The sequence below is a fragment of the Bradyrhizobium sp. ORS 111 genome, assembly GCF_045571485.1.
GTDB lineage: Bacteria > Pseudomonadota > Alphaproteobacteria > Rhizobiales > Xanthobacteraceae > Bradyrhizobium.
The window spans coordinates 5,264,194-5,284,018 of sequence record NZ_CP120701.1; the positions used below are offsets into that span (position 1 = coordinate 5,264,194).

Annotated in this window: 18 protein-coding genes; 7 read left to right on the forward strand and 11 right to left on the reverse strand. The window is 63.5% G+C overall.

Going from position 1 to position 19,825, the window contains the following annotated elements:
- Positions 1–170: 170 nt before the first annotated feature.
- From P6U30_RS24430 to P6U30_RS24440, 3 genes are all read right to left on the reverse strand, one after another.
- Positions 171–584, reverse strand: a complete 414-nt coding sequence (locus tag P6U30_RS24430) for a hypothetical protein (RefSeq protein WP_407165438.1) — start codon at positions 582–584, stop codon at positions 171–173.
- 58 nt (positions 585–642) lie between these two features.
- Complete coding sequence (locus P6U30_RS24435; protein WP_407165439.1) at positions 643–927, reverse strand: hypothetical protein; 285 nt, start codon at positions 925–927, stop codon at positions 643–645.
- A gap of 577 nt (positions 928–1,504) precedes the next feature.
- A complete protein-coding gene (locus tag P6U30_RS24440) occupies positions 1,505–1,657 on the reverse strand; it encodes a hypothetical protein (RefSeq protein WP_280972488.1) in 153 nt (50 codons plus the stop codon).
- Positions 1,658–2,052: 395 nt separating this feature from the next.
- Between P6U30_RS24440 and rfbA the strand changes: the two genes are divergently transcribed.
- From rfbA to P6U30_RS24465, 5 genes are all read left to right on the forward strand, one after another.
- Positions 2,053–2,937 carry a glucose-1-phosphate thymidylyltransferase RfbA gene (gene rfbA / locus P6U30_RS24445; RefSeq protein WP_407165440.1) on the forward strand — a complete coding sequence of 295 codons (885 nt, stop codon included), beginning with the start codon at positions 2,053–2,055 and terminating at the stop codon, positions 2,935–2,937.
- Between the two features lie 18 nt (positions 2,938–2,955).
- Positions 2,956–4,056 carry a dTDP-glucose 4,6-dehydratase gene (rfbB, locus tag P6U30_RS24450; RefSeq protein ID WP_407165441.1) on the forward strand — a complete coding sequence of 367 codons (1,101 nt, stop codon included), beginning with the start codon at positions 2,956–2,958 and terminating at the stop codon, positions 4,054–4,056.
- A 315-nt stretch (positions 4,057–4,371) separates the two neighbouring features.
- Positions 4,372–5,400 carry a UDP-glucuronic acid decarboxylase family protein gene (locus P6U30_RS24455; RefSeq protein ID WP_407165442.1) on the forward strand — a complete coding sequence of 343 codons (1,029 nt, stop codon included), beginning with the start codon at positions 4,372–4,374 and terminating at the stop codon, positions 5,398–5,400.
- A gap of 461 nt (positions 5,401–5,861) precedes the next feature.
- Positions 5,862–6,824: a Ku protein gene (locus P6U30_RS24460; RefSeq protein WP_407165443.1), complete on the forward strand. Its 963-nt coding sequence runs from the start codon at positions 5,862–5,864 to the stop codon at positions 6,822–6,824.
- A gap of 49 nt (positions 6,825–6,873) precedes the next feature.
- Positions 6,874–7,107, forward strand: a complete 234-nt coding sequence (locus P6U30_RS24465; RefSeq protein ID WP_407165444.1) for a hypothetical protein — start codon at positions 6,874–6,876, stop codon at positions 7,105–7,107.
- Positions 7,108–7,119: 12 nt separating this feature from the next.
- Here the strand turns inward: P6U30_RS24465 and P6U30_RS24470 are convergent, their stop codons facing one another.
- The gene (locus tag P6U30_RS24470) at positions 7,120–7,284 is read right to left on the reverse strand and encodes a Flp family type IVb pilin (protein WP_407165445.1); all 165 of its coding nucleotides are present in this window, start codon (positions 7,282–7,284) and stop codon (positions 7,120–7,122) included.
- Positions 7,285–7,617: 333 nt separating this feature from the next.
- Between P6U30_RS24470 and P6U30_RS24475 the strand changes: the two genes are divergently transcribed.
- On the forward strand, positions 7,618–9,252 hold the full coding sequence (locus tag P6U30_RS24475; protein WP_407165446.1) for a thiamine pyrophosphate-requiring protein: 1,635 nt from the start codon (positions 7,618–7,620) through the stop codon (positions 9,250–9,252).
- 92 nt (positions 9,253–9,344) lie between these two features.
- Positions 9,345–10,559 (forward strand): NAD(P)/FAD-dependent oxidoreductase, encoded by a 1,215-nt coding sequence (locus tag P6U30_RS24480; RefSeq protein WP_407165447.1) that lies wholly within the window; start codon positions 9,345–9,347, stop codon positions 10,557–10,559.
- Positions 10,560–10,867: 308 nt separating this feature from the next.
- On the opposite strand, the gene P6U30_RS24485 is transcribed toward P6U30_RS24480, so the two are convergent.
- The 7 genes from P6U30_RS24485 to P6U30_RS24515 form a co-directional block, all read right to left on the reverse strand.
- A complete protein-coding gene (locus P6U30_RS24485) occupies positions 10,868–12,115 on the reverse strand; it encodes an ABC transporter substrate-binding protein (protein WP_407165448.1) in 1,248 nt (415 codons plus the stop codon).
- Between the two features lie 37 nt (positions 12,116–12,152).
- Positions 12,153–13,634, reverse strand: a complete 1,482-nt coding sequence (locus P6U30_RS24490) for an ATP-binding cassette domain-containing protein (RefSeq protein WP_407165449.1) — start codon at positions 13,632–13,634, stop codon at positions 12,153–12,155.
- Entirely contained in the window at positions 13,634–14,560 is a 927-nt protein-coding gene (locus tag P6U30_RS24495; RefSeq protein ID WP_407165450.1) for a branched-chain amino acid ABC transporter permease, read from the reverse strand. Before P6U30_RS24495 ends, P6U30_RS24490 begins: the two co-directional genes overlap by 1 nt.
- A gap of 1 nt (position 14,561) precedes the next feature.
- Entirely contained in the window at positions 14,562–15,437 is an 876-nt protein-coding gene (locus P6U30_RS24500; RefSeq protein ID WP_407165451.1) for a branched-chain amino acid ABC transporter permease, read from the reverse strand.
- A 97-nt stretch (positions 15,438–15,534) separates the two neighbouring features.
- The gene (locus P6U30_RS24505; RefSeq protein WP_407170532.1) at positions 15,535–16,758 is read right to left on the reverse strand and encodes an ABC transporter substrate-binding protein; all 1,224 of its coding nucleotides are present in this window, start codon (positions 16,756–16,758) and stop codon (positions 15,535–15,537) included.
- 765 nt (positions 16,759–17,523) lie between these two features.
- Positions 17,524–19,119 (reverse strand): MDR family MFS transporter, encoded by a 1,596-nt coding sequence (locus P6U30_RS24510; RefSeq protein ID WP_407165452.1) that lies wholly within the window; start codon positions 19,117–19,119, stop codon positions 17,524–17,526.
- A gap of 171 nt (positions 19,120–19,290) precedes the next feature.
- Positions 19,291–19,815: a YcgN family cysteine cluster protein gene (locus P6U30_RS24515; protein ID WP_407165453.1), complete on the reverse strand. Its 525-nt coding sequence runs from the start codon at positions 19,813–19,815 to the stop codon at positions 19,291–19,293.
- Positions 19,816–19,825: the final 10 nt, after the last annotated feature.

The following is a 19,825-nucleotide window of genomic DNA, read 5'->3' on the forward strand; positions in this document are numbered from 1 at the left end:
TCAGGCGATCCTTGCCCTCAAGAGCACGATTTTCGCCGGATTCGCTCCGGCTTTGCCCGAACGGGCGTCATTCCTAACGATATTGCGGGGAGGATCAAGCACCAACCGCGCCGGCCGGCAGCCGGACTGTCGCGTCAGATGTGGACTGTGCGCCGTCGTGTCGGGGCAGGCTAGCCGGCGACAGATGCCTTGTAGTTGGGAAAGCGGCTCAGCACCGCGGCCTTCATGAATTTGAAATGGGCGATCTCGGCGGACAACTCCTTGAGACGGCGCTGCCCGTTGGCGATCTCGGCGGCAAACAGGTTCTGGTGGTGATTGTCGAGTTCTTCCCGCTCGAGATACTCGTCGGTGCCGTTGCCGAACGTCACCGCGGCACGCGCCAGTACGTCGTCGACCCGCCGGCTCAGGCCGGATTGCTCGCTTTCGGCCGCATGCAGGGCGGCGTCGATCGCGGTCATGATCGAATCGATCCGGGCCCGATCGGTCTCCGCGTCACGTTCCGGCGAGCGCGCCCTGAAGGCGTCGTCGCCCAGGCGGCCCTTGATGTAGTTTTGCGCTCGAGAGCGCAAGAACAGCTGAAACATCCGCGTTTGTCCGATTCAGGCGCGATCAGGAGACGATCACACTCAAAATCGCCTCGCCTTAGTTAAGAAAAGGTAAATCCTTGCCTCGCGCTACACGCGCATCCTCAATCCATTGCAACCACGCGCGATCGTGTTTGCGATAGAGTTCGAGCCAGCGCCGCGCCGGTCCGCTGGCCGGGCGGCTACCCGTGTCCCAAACCACATGCCCGGCATCGTGCAAGCTCGCCTGATGATCGAGCCGCTCGAACTCGAAGGTCTCCTCGTAGGTAAGGCCGATCAGAACGCGCCGACCGTTACCGTCGATGAAGTAGCGCCGCGGCGAATTATTCCCGAGGTCGGTCATGCTAGGTGGGCTCGTTTGCGATCGAGAAGCAGATCGGCCGCGAGGTGCTCTCGAGCAAGCCCCGACGAACGTGACAGCGGCCATCACGGGCGCCGGCAGCACGATCAACCAGCGCAAGGCGCGCACGCCTCAACCAATCTGTCTTGATCACGCAAGGACCAGGCGATCGCAGCGACTTGCGCTGTCGCCCGTGTCGAAGCCATACTCGCTCCCGGCTGGCACTACGCCAAACGCAAACCTGCGATGGCGCGATCATCACCATGGCTAGAACGCCCGGCGCGCATGACCGAATGTTGTGCAGGGTGGTCTCGATCTTTCGGGCGCCTGCTCTTGCAGGCGTCGCCTGTACGATCGCCAGGCACACATTCCGCATCCGGCAGAGAAGCCGGCGAAGAACGTCATCAACAAGATCAGACTATCAGGCATGTCCGTCGTCCCAATTCACCCGCGGTGTATCTACAGTCCGAAGTTGTGACCACATCATGATTCAGCACGCCGAAAGATTGTTCATCCGCTGATTTTTTTGTGCAGCCTAACGATGCGGAACTGATCACACTCGCGCGCGAGATTCCGCCTCTCACGAAAAAAACCACAGCGCAAATTTCAAGAACATCGTGCTCAGCAGGTAGATCCATCCCGTCATCGCCAGCAGGACCAACCCGACGAAAACGCCGGAAAGACTTCTTTCTTTCAACTGCGTCAGCAGAGGAAATTTGAAACGATAAAGCATGTATCGAGCTCGCCCCGTAGTCGCAGACAGAGGTACTCGGCAAATTCGATAATCTCATGACGCAGCGTCGTGAGATCGCACGGCAGCGTGCACATCCGGAGCATCGCGCATTCACAATCGCGCGCTCGACTGATTGATCAAACGAGGTCCACATCTAGTCCGGTTCTGATTTGATCGACGCAATTTTCATATCGCGACATTTGCGGCGAGGTCGATGTCGGAGCGACCGCACCCGAACCGCGATGCTGTCGACGCGCGCGCTCGCCCGGACCGAAGGAAACGTCTCCGCAAGTCCCTGCGCGGACGCGGCAAATTCGTCCAACGGACCGTACCGCGGATAAAATCTGTGCTAGAGCTTCGCTGGGCAACCTCAGATGCGGCGGGGCGGAGGCGTGATGAAGGGGATAATTCTGGCGGGCGGAACCGGGACACGGCTTTATCCGGTGACGACCGTCGTCTCCAAGCAACTATTGCCGGTCTTCGACAAGCCGATGATCTACTATCCCTTGTCGACGCTGATGCTCGCGGGCGTCAAGGATATCCTGATCATCACGACGCCGGACGACCAGCACCTGTTCCGGCGGTTGCTCGGCGAGGGCAGTGAGATCGGCCTCAACTTCTCCTACGCGGTTCAGCAGCAACCACGAGGTCTGGCCGATGCCTTCCTGGTGGGTCGCGATTTCATCGGAGGCGACAACGTCGCGCTGATCCTCGGCGACAACATTTTCTACGGTCATGGCCTAGCCGACAAGTTGAAGCGGGCCGGCAGCAGACCCAGGGGCGCGACGATCTTCGGCTACACGGTCGGCGCACCGCAGAGCTATGGCGTCGTCGAGCTGGATGGCCGGGGGCAGCCGGTCTCGATCGAGGAAAAGCCGGCGCAGCCGAAATCGGATATCGCAGTCACCGGTCTCTATTTCTACGACAATACGGTGCTTGACATCGCGGCCTCGATGAAGCCCTCGGCGCGAGGCGAACTCGAGATCACCGATGTCAATCGCGTCTACATGGAGCGCGGTGAACTTGCCGTCGAAATGCTTCACCGCGGCTTCGCCTGGCTCGATACCGGCACCCATTCATCGCTGGTCGAGGCCAGCCATTTCGTCCAGATTCTCGAGCAGCGGCAGGGTCTGCGGATCGCCTGCATCGAGGAGATCGCGTTGCGGATGGGGAACATCACGCTCGACCAGTTTCACAGCCTCGCCCAGAGATCGGCCAAGAGCAGCTACGGCGAATATCTGCTTTCCGTCTATCACAGCTTCGCAAAGTCGCAGCGCTAGCCCCCACATGTTTCAGGCATGAGCCAGGACCGATCAACGATCTTCGTGACGGGGGGAGCCGGCTTCATCGGCTCCGCCGTTATCAGGCATTTGCTCGACACCACCGATGTCTCGATCGTCAACATCGACAAGCTGACCTACGCGTCGAGCCTGGATTCGATTCCACAAGCCGCCGGGCAATCGGCCCGCTATGCGCTTGCCAGGATCGACATCTGCGACGGCGAGGCGCTGCGCGCACTGTTCGCGCAATATCAGCCGCTTGGCGTGATTCATCTCGCGGCCGAGAGTCATGTCGACCGCTCGATCGATGGTCCCCAGGATTTCATCAGGACCAACATCACCGGCACATTCACGTTGCTGCAGGAGACCCTGCGCCACTGGCGGGCGTTGACGCCGCAGGCCCGCAAGGCGTTCCGGCTGCTGCATGTCTCGACCGACGAGGTGTTCGGCTCGCTCGGCCCGGACGGCGCCTTCACCGAGCAGAGCCCCTACGCGCCGAACTCGCCCTACTCCGCGAGCAAGGCCGCCTCGGATCATCTGGTTCGCGCCTGGTGCGAGACCTACGAACTGCCCTGCCTGATCTCGAACTGCTCGAACAACTACGGGCCGTACCAGTTTCCGGAGAAGCTGATCCCGCACATGATCATCAAGGCGCTCGCGGGGGAGTCTCTTCCGGTCTATGGCGACGGCCGCAATGTTCGCGACTGGCTCTATGTCGAAGACCACGCGCGCGCGCTGCACACCATCCTGCGGCATGGAAAGGTCGGCGAGACGTATAATGTCGGCGGCCGCAACGAACGGACCAACCTTGAGGTCGTCGAACGGCTCTGTCTGCTGCTCGATCGGCTGCAACCGTCAAATCACGGCGAGCGAACGCGGTTGATCTCGTTCGTGGCCGATCGCCCCGGCCACGATCGCCGCTACGCAATCGACGCATCGAAGCTGGAGCGCGAGCTTGGCTGGACGGCGCGGGAAAATTTCGACAGCGGGCTCGAGAAGACCGTCCGCTGGTATCTCGCGAACAAGTCGTGGTGGCAGTCGATCCAGGATTCCGGCTATGACGCCAAGCGACTGGGGCTTGCCGCCCCGGCGTCGCGAGACGGCAAGCCTGTCCACTAGGCCCAACTGCCGCTTCCAGCCGACAGAGCAGGCATGGATGCTCGCCAAGCCCAACTTAGTCGCACTCGTGCATACACTATCGCGCAATCCTGGCCGCGATGCATGCAGACGTGGTTCCAAGATTCATATCGCGGCGTGAAGAAACCTTAACTTTGACACGTTCTTCGCATTGTTGCTGTCACGGGGCGTTTGACGATCGAGACGTTGGGCTTGGCTGAGGAGTCAACATGCGTCGGTTCGAGGAAGGCAGAACGCCCGGCAAGCTGGCGGCGCTCTCCACTCATCTCGATCAGGCGTAGCAATGTAGGGGACGTCATGCCTTACAATCTGGCCGAACGCATCTTGGTGACCGGCGGCTCGGGATTCCTTGGCTCGCACCTCTGCGAGCGCCTGCTTGCAAACGGCGCGGAAGTCTTGTGCGTCGATAATTTCTTCACCGGCACACGAGGCAACGTCGAGCATCTTCTCGATCATCACCGCTTCGAACTGCTGCGCCACGACGTGACATTCCCGCTCTATGTCGAAGTCGACCAGATCTACAATCTCGCGTGTCCGGCTTCGCCGGTGCACTACCAGCATGATCCGGTCCAGACCACCAAGACCAGCGTGATCGGTGCCATCAACATGCTTGGGCTCGCCAAGCGGCTCAAGGTGAAGATCCTGCAGGCCTCGACCTCCGAGATCTACGGCGACCCCACGACTCATCCTCAAAGCGAAGAGTATTGGGGCAACGTCAATCCGATCGGGCCCCGCTCCTGCTACGATGAAGGAAAGCGTTGCGCCGAAACCCTGTTCTTCGACTATCGACGACAACATGGGATCCCCATCAAGGTTGCACGCATCTTCAATACCTATGGACCGCGCATGCATCCGAACGACGGTCGTGTGGTCTCGAATTTCATCGTCCAGGCGCTGCGTGGCCACGACATCACGATTTACGGCGACGGCTTGCAAAGCCGAGCGTTCTGCTACGTCGACGATCTGATCGACGGCCTCATGCGGCTGATGCAGTCACCCGACGAGGTCACCGGGCCATTGAATCTCGGAAATCCCCACGAGATCACCATGCGCGAGCTTGCGGAATTGACGATCGAATTGACCGGCTCTCGCTCGAAGATCGTCCATCGCCCGCTCCCGCAAGACGATCCGCGGCAACGTCAGCCCGACATTTCGCGCGCCCACGCCATGCTCGGGTGGGCGCCCCGGACCCCGCTCCGCCAGGGTCTTGCGCGAACGATCACCTATTTTGAAGGAATGCTCACGGATTCCGCGGGCCGATACTCCCAGGTTTCCTCGACGAATCCGGCGGCGCGCGGTCTGGACCTTACGGTCCCGGCGTCCTGATCTTTCCGGCGCCTGGATCAGGGGCGCCTGCCGAGGGCACCCCGCCCGGGCGCGCCGCAGGCATTACACGCGAAAGAACACGAACCAGACGACACCGAGGATCAAAACTGCGAGCCCCGTCGAGGCCGAAAGTAGTGCAAGGACCGACGGACCTGGCTCGCCCTGGCGTGCTTCAGTCGGGGTTTCAACGATCCGACCGTGTCGTTCTGTTGCCATGGCCACCTCTCTGCTTAAGTGCCTGTAATTCCCAGCGATTGTCTTCCCCCCTCACAGCCAACGCCTGGTGCTGAGCGATGTTCCGAAGCCATTGCCGAGGTGGGAGCCGACTGCATCGGCGTCAAACCGACGCAGGCCGAAACGACGGTTAACGCCGTTGCGAGATTCAGAGGGCGCGATGTTTCAAACCGGGGTTCCCGGTGTTATCCTTACTCATTCCGTCGGTTGCGTAATCGGAGTTTGCCATGGCCCCCCGCGCCAACTGGAAAGGCTTCTTGCGCCTTTCGCTCGTGACCTGCCCGGTTGCCCTGTACCCGGCGACGTCGGACACCGAAAAGGTCTCCTTCAACCAGATCAACCGCAAGACCGGCCATCGGATCAAATACGCGAAGGTCGACGCGGAAACCGGTGAGGAAGTGGCCTCCGAAGACATCATGAAGGGCTACAAGGTCGACACCGACACCTATATCGAGATCACCAAGGAAGAGCTCGACGACATCGCGCTGGAGTCCACCCGCACCATCGAGATCGACGAGTTCGTGCCGCGCGCCGAGATCGACAGCCGCTATCTGATCCGCCCGTATTATCTCGTCCCCGACGGCAAGGTCGGCCACGACGCCTTCGCGGTGATCCGCGAAACCATTCGCAGCCTGAACAAGGTTGCAATCGGCCGCGTGGTGTTGACCAACCGCGAGCACATCATCGCGCTGGAGCCGCTCGACAACGGGCTGATGGGCACGCTGCTGCGCTATCCCTACGAAGTGCGCAGCGAGAAGGACTATTTCGACGACATCCAGGACGTGAAGATCACCAAGGACATGCTCGACCTCGCCAAGCATATCGTCGAGCAGAAGTCCGCGGACTTCGATCCGGAAGAGTTCGACGATCGCTACGAACAGGCGTTGATCGAACTGATCAACCAGAAGCGCAACGGCATCAAGGTCGCCAAGCCCGCCCCGAAGTCGGGCGGCAACGTCATCAACCTGATGGACGCACTCAAGAAGAGCCTTGCCAACGAGAAGCAGGCCGCCCCGCCCGCCAAGGCGAAGGGCAAGAAGCCGAAGAAGCGGATCGAGGGCCAACGCGAGATGCTGTTGCCGATCTCGGGCAGCGGCAAGCGCGAGCCCAAGGAGGTCGCTAAGCCGGAGAAAAAGGCGGAGAAGCCGGTGCGCGCGCAAGGCGCTGCGCGCTCGAAGAGGGCCGGCTGATCCGGCGTTCGCGGCGGCACTCAGATGATCCCGACACGCCGCGCCTGACATGCCGTGGTCGACGCCTTTCGACGAGCCGATCGTACTGCGCCGCGGCAGCAGCCTGGTGACGCTGCAACAGGCGGCCGACTACATCATGAAGCTGCCAGAAAATGCCCAGCAGGAGCCGCGCTGGCAGATCGCGGTGGAGCACCTGATCAATGCGGCCGAGACCGGCGGCGGCTGGCTGATGTTCGCGCGGATTGCGATACTGCGCGCGCTGAACGGAGACGGCGGCACGTAAAGCCGCGTGCGATTACTTCAGCGATGTGCTCATCGCGGAGAAGCGGCCACTGAGGTTGGTGCCGATGCCTCCGACGGCGGCAAGGATCACGATGCTGAGCCCGCCCGCAATGATGGCGTATTCGATGGCTGTTGCTCCGGCCTCTTCACGCAGAAATCTCGCCAGCAACGCACGCATTGAAAAACTCCTGTCGGCATCAGCGGATCATCGCCCATGCCGTAAAAATGTACCAGCCAAGCTACGCCACATTGGTTGATGGCGCATTGACGGACAGGATGAACGATCGCTTAAAGGTTGGACCGGATTTGCGGCCGTTCCGGCCTGCATAGATCCGCCCCGCCCGGGACGTCGCGCCGCGCGAGACCGCCATCCTTGCCTGCAAACGCATATCAGCACTACGCGATCCGGGCGCGGGCGCGCTTTACCGCCCCGCAGAATCCTGTTCCTTTAAGCCGTACGGGACGACAACGAGGCCGGATGAAACCGGCCGCATCCAGGGGAGAGACCGTCATGAAACTCGGCACCGCGATTGCGGAAATCATGAAGCGCGAGGGCATCGAGATCCTCACGGGCTATCCGGTCAACCACCTGATCGAATACGCCGCCGCGGCCGATATCCGCCCCGTGATGGTGCGCCAGGAGCGCATCGGCGTGCACATGGCGGACGCGATTTCCCGCGTTAGCTCGGGCGAGAGGATCGGCGCGTTCTGCATGCAACACGGTCCGGGCGCCGAGAACGCAATGGGCGGCGTGGCGCAGTGCTATGGCGAATCCGTGCCGGTGCTGGTGCTGCCGATGGGCTATGCACGCCGGCTCGCCAACATCGACCCGAACTTCAACTCCAGCCAGGCGATGAAGGCGTTCTCGAAATCGTCGGAGCCGATCAACATCGCATCCGAGGTCTGCAACATTTTCCGCCGCGCCTTCACCAGGCTGAAAAACGGCCGCGGCGGGCCCGTGATCGTCGAGATCCCGGCCGACATGTGGAACGAAGAGGTGCCGGAGCCGCTGAACTACACGCCGGTGCTGCGCACCCGCTACGGCGCCGATCCGGTGCATGTGAAAGAAGCCGCCGCCCTGCTCGTCAACGCCAAGCGGCCGGTGATCTATGCCGGCCAGGGCGTGCACTACGCCAAAGCCTGGCCGCAACTGAAGCGGTTGGCCGAGCGGCTCGCGATCCCCGTCACGTCCAGTCTCGGCGGCAAGTCCTCATTCCCTGAGACGCATCCGCTGTCGCTCGGCTCCGGCGGCCTCGCCGTGCCGCGCGCGGTGCCGAAATTCTTGGGCGAGGCCGACGTGATCTTCGGCATCGGCTGCTCATTCACCGAGACGTCATTCGGCATCGCGATGCCGAAGGGCAAGACCATCATCCATTCGACGCTCGATCCGAACCACATCAACAAGGACGTCGAGGCCAAGGTCGGCCTGGTCGGCGACGCCGGCCTGGTGCTCGACGCGCTGCTTGAGGAGATCGGCAAGACCGTGACCTCCGATCGGGACGCCGGCGCCGTCGCCGAGGAGATCGCGGCAAGCCACAAGGAATGGCTCGCCAAGTGGATGCCGAAGCTCACCCACAACGAGGCCCCGCTCAATCCCTACCGCGTGCTGTGGGACCTGCAACACACCGTCGACATCCACAACACCATCATCACCCACGATGCCGGCAGCCCGCGCGACCAGCTCTCGCCGTTCTGGAAGTCGGTCGAGCCCTTGTCCTATATCGGCTGGGGCAAGACCACACAGCTCGGCTACGGCCTGGGGCTGGCGATGGGTGCCAAGCTCGCCAGGCCCGACAAGCTCTGCATCAATGTCTGGGGCGATGCCGCGATCGGCTTCACCGGGATGGACTTCGAGACCGCGGTGCGCGAGCGCATCCCGATCATGTCGATCCTGCTCAACAATTTCTCGATGGCGATCGAGTTGAAGGTGATGCCGATCTCGACCGAGAAGTATCGCTCGACCGATATCTCCGGCGACTACGCCGCGATGGCCCGCGCCTTCGGCGGCTATGGCGAGCGGGTGATCAAGCCCGAGGACATCATCCCGGCGATCAAGCGCGGCATCCAGAAGACCAAGGAAGGCGTGCCGGTGCTGCTGGAATTCATCACCAGCAAGGAGACGGAGGTCTCGCGACCGGGCACTTGAGGGCGGCGATCGTCCCCGCCTCCCTCATCCAGCCCTTGATTTGACCTCGCTTAGGCAGGCAAGCTTGTCCTGACGCAAGGTCGGAGGGAGAGATGCTGCGCATCCTGGTGCTGGGTGCCGGCTTTGCCGGGCTGTGGGCCGCGCTCGGCGCGGCACGCAAGCGCGACGAAATCGGCGCGCGGGCGGCGGACACCGACATTCTGGTGGTCGATCGCAACGCCTATCACAACATCCGGGTGCGCAATTACGAGGTCGATCTCGGCGATGTCGCGCTGCCGCTCAGGGACCTGCTCGATCCGGTCGGCGTCCGGCACATGGTGGCGGAGGCCGAGGCGATCGATCCGGCGAGGCGACAGGTCATGGTCAGGACAGGCACAGGCGCTGAGGTTCTGAGCTATGACCGCCTGGTGCTGACGACCGGCAGCGAACTGGTCCGCCCGGCCATCCCCGGCCTTGCCGCCCATGGCTTCGATGTCGACACATACGACGCCGCGATGCGGCTCGACGCGCATCTTGCAGGGCTCGGCAAGCAGGCGGCCTCGGACGCACGTTCGACCGTGGTGATCGTCGGCGCCGGCTTCACCGGGATCGAGGTCGCGACCGAGATGCCGGCCAAGCTTGCGCAGGCCGGCATCACTGGCGACCGCCGCATCATCCTGATCGATCCCAATCCCGTGGTCGGCGCCACCTTCGGCGCGCACGGCCGCCCCGTCATCAACGAGGCGCTGTCCGCGCTCGGCGTCGAGACGCGGCTGAACGTCCGGGTCAGCGCCATCGACGCCGCCAGCATCACATTGAGCTCGGCTGAGGTCATTCCGGCGGCGACCGTGGTCTGGTGCGGCGGCATGCAGGCGAGCCCGCTCACCGCAACGCTGCCGGCGGCGCGCGACCGGCTGGGCCGGCTCGCCGTGGACCACTATATGCGCGCCGAGGGCCTTGCAGGCGTGTTCGCGGCCGGCGACGTCGCCACCTGCCTGATCGACGGCACGCATCCGACCGTGATGTCCTGCCAGTTCGCCCGGCCGATGGGCCGGTTCGCCGGCCACAACGTGGTCGCCGACCTGTTCGGCGAGCCGATGCTGCCGCTCACCATCGACTGGTATGTGACGGTGCTCGATCTCGGCGCCTGGGGCGCGCTCTACACCACCGGCTGGGACCGCGAGGTGCACACCACCGGCGCCGCCGCCAAGCTCACCAAGCAGACCATCAACCGGCAGCGCATCTATCCGCCGCGCAACGGCGATCGCGCCGCGCTGCTGGCTGCCGCGGCACCCACGATCCAGGCGGCCCCGCCGACGCGATCATAAGCGCAGCGACGCCGTCATTGCTGTCGATTCATGTCGCGAGAATGCTGATGCACATTCTCTCTCAGTCGTCATGGCCCGCCACCGGGTCGCGCGAACGCGCGCCCGATGACAGGCTCCGGCGGGCCATCCAGTACGCCGCGGCCTCTCGGTTCAAGCACTAGCTTCCCTGGAATACTGGATCACCCGCATACGCGGGTGATGACACCGCGAACTTGGAACTGTCCCTGTCATGAAGTTGCCGACCCGGCACTCCCCGGTTTCTTCTTAGGAGCCAACGGATCGCAATGACAGCTACTTGGACGTCACCGTTACTGCGACAGCTTCACGAAGTCCGGAAACTTCAGCTTGCCTTCGGCGACCGCCTTCGGCCAGACCGTGATCTGCTTGCCGCCCTGCCACTGGAACACGAGGCCGGTCACCGCACCGGGACCGGACTTGATGCCGTGGGTGAACTCGTCGTTCTTGCCGTAGAACTGGATCTTGCCGATCGTGCCCTCGAAGTCGGTCTTCTCGAGCTCGGCGACCATCTTGTCCGGATCGGTCGAGCCGGCGCGCTGGATCGCTTCCGCGATGATGTAGACCTCGTCATAGGCGGTGTAGCCGGTATAGGCCGGCGGCGTGCCGAACTTGGCCTTGAAGGCCGCCGCAAATGGCTTGGTCTTCGGCGTTACTGCGACGTCGGGCGTCGCCACCGCAAGCGAGGGCACGCCCTCGGCGGCGCCGTTGGTGTCGCCCCAGAACGTCGGGCTCAGCGCCTGCGCGCTGATGCCGAACATCGGGATCGGCACCTGCTGGTTCTTCCACTGCACCGTCGGCTGCACGCCGACATGGGAGATGCCGGTGACGATCACGTCGGGCTTTGCGCTCTCCATCTTGTTGAAGATCGGCGTGAAGTCGGTGGTGTCGGGCGAGAAGCGGATGTGCTCGACCACCTTCAGCCCCGCCTTGGGCAGGCAGGCCTCGTAGCCCGCGTCGAGCGGCTTGGTCCAGGCCGCGTCCTCGCTCATGATCGCCGCCGACTTGAACTTGAGCTGGTCGACCAGAAGCTCCTTGGCGGCATCGCAGACGAGCTGCGCCTGTGCCGCCGAGGTCAGGTAGCCGTGGAAGGTGTACTTGTTCTTCTCATAGTCGTTGTGAACAGCCTTTGTGATCTCGTTCGACGCTGCACCCGGCGTGATCAGCGGCATCTTCAGCCGCGCCGCCCACGGCTCCAGCGCCAGCACCACCTCGCTGATATAGCTCGCGATCACGGCGGAGACCTTGTCCTCGCTGACCGCGCGCTGGAAGGCGCGCACCGAATCCGCCGACGAGCTCTTGTTGTCGTAGGTGACGATCTCGATCTTGCGGCCCATCACGCCGCCCTTGGCGTTGATCTCGTCGGCGGCGATCTGCGCGCCGCCCGGCGTCGCCGCACCCGCGATCGACTGCACTTCGGCGATGACGCCGATCTTGATCGGATCCTTGGACTGCGCATAGGCGGGCGCCGCGAGGCAGAGCGCGAGCGCGGATGCGAGCGGCAACAGGCTTGCACGAGCAGCCGAATAACGTGACATCATGATCTCCCTTTCTTTGCTTATTGTTGTCAGCGAAGTTCTAGAGGAAGTCGGCACCAGCCTCCGCGGCGAACCGGGCGGGATCGCCCTCCCACACGATCCGCGCGTGCTCGAGCACATAGACGCGGTCGGCATGCGGCAGCGCGAAGGTCACGTTCTGCTCGCCGAGCAGCACCGTGATCTGCGTGGTCTGGCGCAATCGCTCCAGCGCCTTCGACAGTTGCTCGAGGATCACGGGCGCGAGCCCCAGCGTCGGCTCGTCCAGGATCAGGATCTGCGGCTGCATCATCAGCGCGCGGCCGATCGCCAGCATCTGCTGCTCACCGCCGGAGAGCGTCTGCGCCATCTGGCCCTGGCGCTCCTTGAGGATCGGGAACAGCTCGAACAGCCAGGCGAGCTGCCTCGCCCTCGCCTCGTCGGTGAGATGCTGGCCGCCGAGATCGAGATTCTCGCGCACGGTCATCTCGCCGAACAGCTCGCGGGATTCCGGACACTGCACGAGCCCGGAGCGCGCGATCTTCGCCGGCCCCATCCCGCGCAGCGTCTCGCCGCCGCGAATGATTTCGCCGCTATAGGGCAGGAAGCCCGAAAGCGTGTTGAACAGCGTGGTCTTGCCGGCGCCGTTGAGGCCGACGATCGAGACGAACTCGCCCTCGTGGACATGGATCGAGACATTCTCCAGCGCCTGCGCCTTGCCGTAATGCACGCTGACATTCTCGACCTGCAACAGCGGCGTCTTGTCCTTGAAGCTGGTCTCCGGCCGCGCATGGGTCTCGATCGCGCCGCCGAGATAGACCCGCCGCACGGTCTCGTTCTTCATCACGTCGTCGGCGCGGCCGGTCGTGATCTCTTCGCCGAGATACATCGCAAGCACGCGGTCGACCAGCGCCGCGACGCTCTTGACGTTGTGGTCGACCAGCATCACCGCGCGTCCCTCGTCGCGGAAGCTGCGGATCAGTTGCGAGAAGCCGCCGACCTCGGCGCTGGTCAATCCGGCGAACGGCTCGTCGACCAGCACGACTTTCGGATCGCGCGCGATCGCCTTGGCGAGCTCGAGGCGGCGCAGATCGGCGAATGGCAGCGTCGGCGGGCGGCGGTCCATCACCGCCCCCAAGCCGACGCGATCGGCGATCCACTTGGCGCGCTCGATCAGCGCCCGGTCGGGAAACAGCATGAACAGGCTGTCGGGCAACAGCGCAACCATGATGTTCTCGAGCACGGTCTGCCGGTTCAGCGGCCGCGAGTGCTGGAACACCATGCCGAAGCCCTTGCGCGCGATCTTGTGCGACGGCATGCCGGCGACGTTCTCGCCCTCGAAGATCACCTCGCCTGCGCTGGGGCGCTCGATGCCCATCACGCTCTTCATCGCCGTGGATTTTCCGGAGCCGTTCGGTCCGATCAGGCCGAGGATCTCGCCGGGGCGCAGATCGAAGCTCAGATTCTTCACGGCCGTCAGGCCGCCGAACCGCTTGGTCAGGCCGCGAACGGTGAGCGTCGGAGTGGTGGTCACAGTCTGATCCATTACGAGCGCGCCTCGCGTGACAGGGCTGCTCCGAGGAAACCGCCGGGGAAGAACAGGACGACAAGCAGGGCGACGGCCGAGACGATGAACGTCGCGAGCTCACCGGTCGGCCGCAGGAATTCGCCGGCCACGATCAGGAAGATTGCGCCGAGCGCAGCACCGAGCACTGTGCGACGGCCGCCGAGCACGGCCGAGACGATCACGTTCACGCCGACGGCGACATCGACCACGGTGCCGACCGAGGCGGTGCCGAAGTAGAACACCAGGAGCGCCCCTGACAGCCCTGAGAAGAACGCGCTGACGATGAAGGCGGCGAGCTTGTGCTTGACGATGTTGAAGCCGAGCGCGCCGGCCTGCACCGGGTCCTGCCCGCTCGCCTGCAGCACGAGCCCGATCGGCGATTGCGACAGGCCATACAGGATGGCCGCGCTGATCGTCATGAAGCCGAGCGCGATCCAGTAATTGGCGCCGGCATTGATGGTGATGACGTCGGGAATGGTGAGCCCGATCTCACCGCCGGTGAGATCGGCAAACACCACGACGAAGTTCTGCAGCATCAGCACCGCGACCAGCGTGGTCAGGCCGAAATACGGCCCCCTCACCCGCAGCGCCGGCAGCGCCAGCACGAGGCCGGCGATCACCGAGGCCAGCGCACCGAGCAGGATGCAGAGATAGACCGACCAGCCGAACTGGTTGTTCAGGATGCCCGCGGTGTAGGCCCCGGTGCCGATCAGGAAGGTGGGGCCGAAATTGACCTCGCCGGCGAAGCCGAACAGCAGGTCCCAGGCCATCGCGAACACGCCGAAATAGAAGGCGACGGTCAACAGCCCGAGCACGTAGCCCGAGACGTAGAGCGGCAGCGTCGCGGCGACCACCACGCAGGCCAGCGAAATGAAGAACAGGCGCGATGTGAAGAAATTGGCCATTTCAGCGCCTCCCCAACAGGCCTTGAGGCCGGATATACATCACGACGACGAGCAGCAGCAGCGCCGGAATGGTTCGGTACGCCGGCGAGAGCAGGTAAGCCGTCACGGTCTCGAGATAGCCGACGACGAAGGCCGCGATCAGCGAGCCCGAGACGCTGCCGAGACCGCCGAGCACCACGATCGAGAATGCGCTCGCGGTCAGCGGGCCGACGCTGTAGGAGCTGACGCCCAAGAACATGCCGAGCAGCACGCCGGCGATGCCGGCCAGGATGCCGTAGATCGCCCACACCACGATGTAGATGCGGGTGAGCTCGAGCCCGAGCAGCGTGACGCCGCGCGGGTTCATCGAGGCCGCCAGCACCGCCTTGCCGGTCCGGGTGCGGTTCACCAGCAGCCAGAGCAGGCCGATCACGAGGCAGCAGACCAGCGCGGTGAAGATATTGTTGCGCGGCGTGCGGTTGCCGAAGATATCGACGACGCCCTCGACGATCGGCAACACCGTCTTGGCGTTGTTGGTGAAGAAATAGGCGATCAGTTCCTGGATCATGATTCCCCACAGCAAGGTGCCGGTGAGGACAAAGATCTCCTTCTCCTCATTGGGAATCCGCTTGGAATTCTGGATCGGCTTGACGACCACGAAATAGGTCGCGAACGACACGACCAGCGCCACGGCGACGCCGAGCAGCGCGCCGGAATAGGTGTCGAGGTGCAGCAGGCTGGCCGCGGCCCAGGCCGCGACCGCAGCGGCCACCATGATGGCACCGTGAGAGAGATTGAGAACGCCCGAGACACCGAAGATCAGGGTGAAGCCGGTGGCGCCGAGTGCGTAGAGGGCACTGATGGCAAAGCCATCGATCAGGATTTGTAACGCAAGCATCTCAGACTGGCCGCGGCAGCAGGGCTGCCTGTTGTGGAGGACATCGCAACTGCAGAAAACCGCTCCCGGGAGAGGCCCGGGAGCGGTTTGTCGTCAGTTAGTTCGCAGTGACCTTGATGAAGCTCGGGAACTTCAGGTCGCTCTTGGCGACCTCTTTGGGCCAGACCGCGACCTGCTTGCCGCCCTGCCACTGCAGCATCAGCCCGGTGATCAGGCCCTTGCCGTACTTGATCGAGTGGGTGAACGGATCGTCCTTGCCGTAGAACTGAACGCGCCCGATCGTGCCTTCCCAGTCGGTCTTCTCGAGCGCCGCGACCATCTTGTCCGCCTCGGTCGAACCGGCGCGCTTCACCGCGTCAGCGATGTAGTAGACCTCGTCATAGGCGGTGTAGCCCGCATACGACGGATAGTTGCCGTAGCGCTTCTTGAAACCTTCCGCGAACGGCACCGACTTCGGCGTCACCGCGACGCCCGGCCCCGACACGCCCTGATACAGCACGCCTTCCGCCGCATCGTTGGTGTCCTTGCCGAAGGTCTCGTTGGTCGCCTGCGAGGAGATGCCGAACATCGGGATCGGCACCTGCTGGTTCTTCCATTGCACCGTCGGCTGCACGCCGACATGCGAGATGCCGGTGATGATCACGTCGGGCTTGGAGCCCTCGATCTTGTTGAAGATCGGCGTGAAGTCCGTGGTGTCGGGCGAGAAGCGGATATGGTCGACGACCTTGAGACCGATTTTCGGCAGGCACTCCTCGTAGCCGACGTCGAGCGGCTTGGTCCACGCGGCATCCTCGCTCATGATGACCGCGGTCTTCATGTGCTTCTGATCGACCAGGAGATCCTTGGCGGCGTCGCAAACCGACAGCGCCAGCGCCGCCGAGGTGAGATAGCCGTGGAAGGTGTACTTGTTCTTTTCGTAGTCGGCGTGGACGCTCTTGCTGATCTCGTTGGAGGCAGCGCCCGGCGTGACGAACGGCGTCTTCAGGCGCGAGGCCCAAGGCTCGAGCGCCAGCACCACTTCGCTGATATAGCTCGAGATGACGACGTTGACTTTGTCCTCGTTCACCGCGCGCTGGAATGCGCGTACCGAGTCCGCCGAGGATGAATGGTTGTCGTAGCTGACGATCTCGATCTTGCGGCCGTCGATGCCGCCCTTGGCGTTGATCTCGTCGGCGGCCATCTGAGCCGCCTGCGGGATCGATGCGCCGGCAATGGCCTGCGCCTCGGCGATCACGCCGATCTTGAGCACATCAGCGGCCAGCGCTCCGCTCGGCGCCAGCGCAACCAGTCCCAGGACCGCCGCTGCGGCGAGCTGCTGCATCGCGTAATGAGGCAATCGGGTTGATCTATGCATTTTGTTTCACTCCTCTTTTGTCAATTTTCTTCGGCTGCTTCGCGCTCTTGGGCCGCGACTATAGCCACGACAAATCGCGCAGCAAGCAAAACCGCGCGCAGATCGCCATGCGGGAACGGCAACTAAAGTAGTGGGTCGCAGCTCGCGAAATTGGCGACTGCACTCGCTCTAGGCATCCTGCACGCAAATTGCCCGAGGGAATTGCAAAGGGCTGGGAATGACGAAGAAATGAAGGAATAACCGCGTTTCCCCTTGGCACTGAGTTGCCCGACGGCGCAAGACCCTTCGGCAAAAATACTTCGGTTTTAAAGAAGCGCAGCTCAGTGGGAACGAGATGCAAAGCTCGGACAATTCATGTCGCGAGAAGCGGCTTTTTGCCCAAATACCGACCACAACCGTCATTGCGAGCGAAGCGGAGCAATCCATCGTGCGACATACGCGGAAGCATGGATTGCTTCGTCGCTATCGCTCCTCGCAATGACGGTGTTGAGACATCGAGGGAGAACTATCCCCATTGTCGTCCCGGCCGAGTGCGCAATTGCGCACGGGGGCCGGGACCCATTACCCCGAATGTCAGTTGTTGCACGGCGTTCGGGCCGCGGCCGCGTTCACCAATCAAGCGCAGGAGTTATGGGTCCCGGCTTTCGCAGGGACGACAGCGGAGAACTTGGCACTGTCGCGAGGTCATCCCGGACTTTCGCCGGAATGACGGCCGCTAACGACGCGGCGGCCCTACTCCGCCATCTCGACGGCCGGCCGCGTGGCGGGACCGGCGAGCGGGCGCTCTTCCATCGTGATCATGCAGATCGAGGCGGTGGTGAGCAGCACGGCGGCGGCACCGAACACGTAGCGGAAGGCAGTGATCATATCGGCAACCGGAATCGCGCTCACGATGCCCGCGCTCGCGGCGTGATGCTCGCCGGCGAGCGAAATATCGGGGCCCAGCGTGATCAACAGGATCGCCGCAAAAGCCGCGACCGTGAAGGAGGCCATCAGCGCGCGGAAGAAATTCATCGCGCCGGTGACGGTTCCGACCTGCTCCCGCGCCACCGAATTCTGCAGCGACACCACACTGACCGGGAACGTGGTGCCGAGCCCGAGCGCGAACACACCCATCAGAACCAGCAATCCCCACAGCGGCAAGGTCGTCACGGCCATCCCGACGGCGCAGATCGCGGCAACCGAGGTGCCGACGATCGCCACGCGCTTGTAGTGCTTGGCCTTCGCCATGGTTCGTCCCGCGATCGCCGCCCCGCAGGTCGAGATCGCGGCGAGCGGGATCAGCGCAAGCCCGGCCTCGCTGGCGCTGAGGTGATAGACCACCTCGTAATAGAGCGGCAGATGGACGGTCAGACCGACGATGGCGCCGAGTGCGCAGCCGCCTGCGCCCATCGCGAAAGGAACCACCGAGCCGCCGAGCAGCGACAGCGGCAGGAACGGCTCATCGGCGCGCCGCGCGTGCCAGACGAACGCACCGGCGAGCGCGATCGAGGCGCCGAGCATCGCGGTGATGGTGGGCGACAGCCAGGAATAGCGCGTGCCGCCCCAGGTCAGCACCAGCATGAACACGACGGCCGAGGCCATCAGCAGGATGCCGCCCAGCCAGTCGACCTCGCGCTTGCGGTGGAACACCGGGATCTTGCCCATCTTCGGCAGCAGCAGCGCGAGCGCAGCCGCCGCCAGCGGCAGGTTGATCCAGAAGATCATGGACCAGTGCAGATGCTCGGCGAACACGCCGCCGATCACGGGCCCGAGAATGCCGCCGGCCATCCAGACGCTGGAGAAATAGGCCTGGTAGCGGCCACGCTCGCGCGGGGACACCACGTCGGAGATCACGGTCTGGACGACCGGCATGATGCCGCCGCCGCCAAGCCCCTGCAGCCCGCGGGCGAGGATCAGCGTGGTCATATCAGGCGCGATCGCGCAGAGCACCGAGCCGGCCACGAACAGGCTCAGCGAGGTGATGATCATGGCCCGGCGGCCGTAGATGTCGCTCAAGGTGCCGAACACCGGCGCCACGGCGGTGGATGCCAGCAGATAGGATGTGATCACCCAGGACAGATTGGTGACGTCATGAAACTGGCGGCCGATGGTCGGCAGCGCAGTGGCCACGATGGTCTGGTCGAGCGCCGCAAGGAACATCGTCAGCATCAGGCTGATCACGATGGTGCGGACTTCGTCGTGGTTGAGCGCGGCCGGCGGCGCGATGGACGGCGCCTCGCTGAGCTCGATCACCTCGCTCGGAACACCGGACAGTTTCACGGCAATGTCGTCGGGCAATGTCTGTCGGTCGGCAGGAAAACGGCTCTGCCGTTCATACTTGTTCATTTCGGGCGTATAGGAGCTGCGCGGGCCGTGCCCGCGGTGGAATCATTCTGCAAGCCGCAATTTATGCAGCAATTCGTTGCCCAGGCAGGCATCTGCGCGCATGGGTGCTTCCCGCCGCAGCATCCTCGCGATGACGTGATCGAAAGCTCCGCGACCTTACGTCTTACGACGTCACGCCTTGGTCAATTTCGGCCGCTTCTTCAGCCTTGCCCGCTTCGGCAGCAGCGCCGGCCACCGCACGATGTGGTCCTCGAGGTCGGCGTCGTTGACGTCGAGCTCGGTGCCCTGCACCCGCCCCCGCACCGAAACCCCCGCTTCATGAACGGTGTTGGGATCGCCGGAGATCAGTGGATGCCACCAATAGAGGTCCCGCTCCTCCGCCACGAGGCGATAGCCGCAGCTCGGCGGCAACCAGTTCAGGGTGCGGACATTCTCGGGCGTCAGGCGGACGCAATCCGGAACCTTGTCGGAACGGTTCGGATAATCCTTGCAAGTGCAGAGGCCGGCATCGAGCAGTTTGCAGGAGATGTGGGTAAAATAGATCCTTCCCGTATCCTCGTCCTCGAGCTTCTCCAGGCAGCAGCGTGCGCAGCCGTCGCACAAAGACTCCCATTCGGCGTTGGACATCTCTTCCAACGTCTTGGTTTTCCAGAAGAATCCCTCCTGGTCCGACGGGCGTTTGGGCGGTGCGGTCATGATTCCCTGA

Excerpts from the sequence above, each read along its gene's own strand:
- P6U30_RS24440 (WP_280972488.1), bottom strand. The coding sequence starts at position 1,657 with ATGCTTTATCGTTTCAAATTTCCTCTGCTGACGCAGTTGAAAGAAAGA.
- P6U30_RS24485 (WP_407165448.1), bottom strand. The coding sequence starts at position 12,115 with ATGATGTCACGTTATTCGGCTGCTCGTGCAAGCCTGTTGCCGCTCGCA.
- P6U30_RS24515 (WP_407165453.1), bottom strand. The coding sequence starts at position 19,815 with ATGACCGCACCGCCCAAACGCCCGTCGGACCAGGAGGGATTCTTCTGG.
- P6U30_RS24435 (WP_407165439.1), bottom strand. The coding sequence starts at position 927 with ATGACCGACCTCGGGAATAATTCGCCGCGGCGCTACTTCATCGACGGT.
- P6U30_RS24510 (WP_407165452.1), bottom strand. The coding sequence starts at position 19,119 with ATGAACAAGTATGAACGGCAGAGCCGTTTTCCTGCCGACCGACAGACA.
- P6U30_RS24430 (WP_407165438.1), bottom strand. The coding sequence starts at position 584 with ATGTTTCAGCTGTTCTTGCGCTCTCGAGCGCAAAACTACATCAAGGGC.
- P6U30_RS24495 (WP_407165450.1), bottom strand. The coding sequence starts at position 14,560 with ATGGCCAATTTCTTCACATCGCGCCTGTTCTTCATTTCGCTGGCCTGC.
- P6U30_RS24505 (WP_407170532.1), bottom strand. The coding sequence starts at position 16,758 with ATGCAGCAGCTCGCCGCAGCGGCGGTCCTGGGACTGGTTGCGCTGGCG.
- rfbB (WP_407165441.1), top strand. The coding sequence starts at position 2,956 with ATGAGCCAGGACCGATCAACGATCTTCGTGACGGGGGGAGCCGGCTTC.
- rfbA (WP_407165440.1), top strand. The coding sequence starts at position 2,053 with ATGAAGGGGATAATTCTGGCGGGCGGAACCGGGACACGGCTTTATCCG.
- P6U30_RS24460 (WP_407165443.1), top strand. The coding sequence starts at position 5,862 with ATGGCCCCCCGCGCCAACTGGAAAGGCTTCTTGCGCCTTTCGCTCGTG.
- P6U30_RS24455 (WP_407165442.1), top strand. The coding sequence starts at position 4,372 with ATGCCTTACAATCTGGCCGAACGCATCTTGGTGACCGGCGGCTCGGGA.
- P6U30_RS24475 (WP_407165446.1), top strand. The coding sequence starts at position 7,618 with ATGAAACTCGGCACCGCGATTGCGGAAATCATGAAGCGCGAGGGCATC.
- P6U30_RS24490 (WP_407165449.1), bottom strand. The coding sequence starts at position 13,634 with ATGGATCAGACTGTGACCACCACTCCGACGCTCACCGTTCGCGGCCTG.
- P6U30_RS24465 (WP_407165444.1), top strand. The coding sequence starts at position 6,874 with ATGCCGTGGTCGACGCCTTTCGACGAGCCGATCGTACTGCGCCGCGGC.
- P6U30_RS24500 (WP_407165451.1), bottom strand. The coding sequence starts at position 15,437 with ATGCTTGCGTTACAAATCCTGATCGATGGCTTTGCCATCAGTGCCCTC.
- P6U30_RS24480 (WP_407165447.1), top strand. The coding sequence starts at position 9,345 with ATGCTGCGCATCCTGGTGCTGGGTGCCGGCTTTGCCGGGCTGTGGGCC.
- P6U30_RS24470 (WP_407165445.1), bottom strand. The coding sequence starts at position 7,284 with ATGCGTGCGTTGCTGGCGAGATTTCTGCGTGAAGAGGCCGGAGCAACA.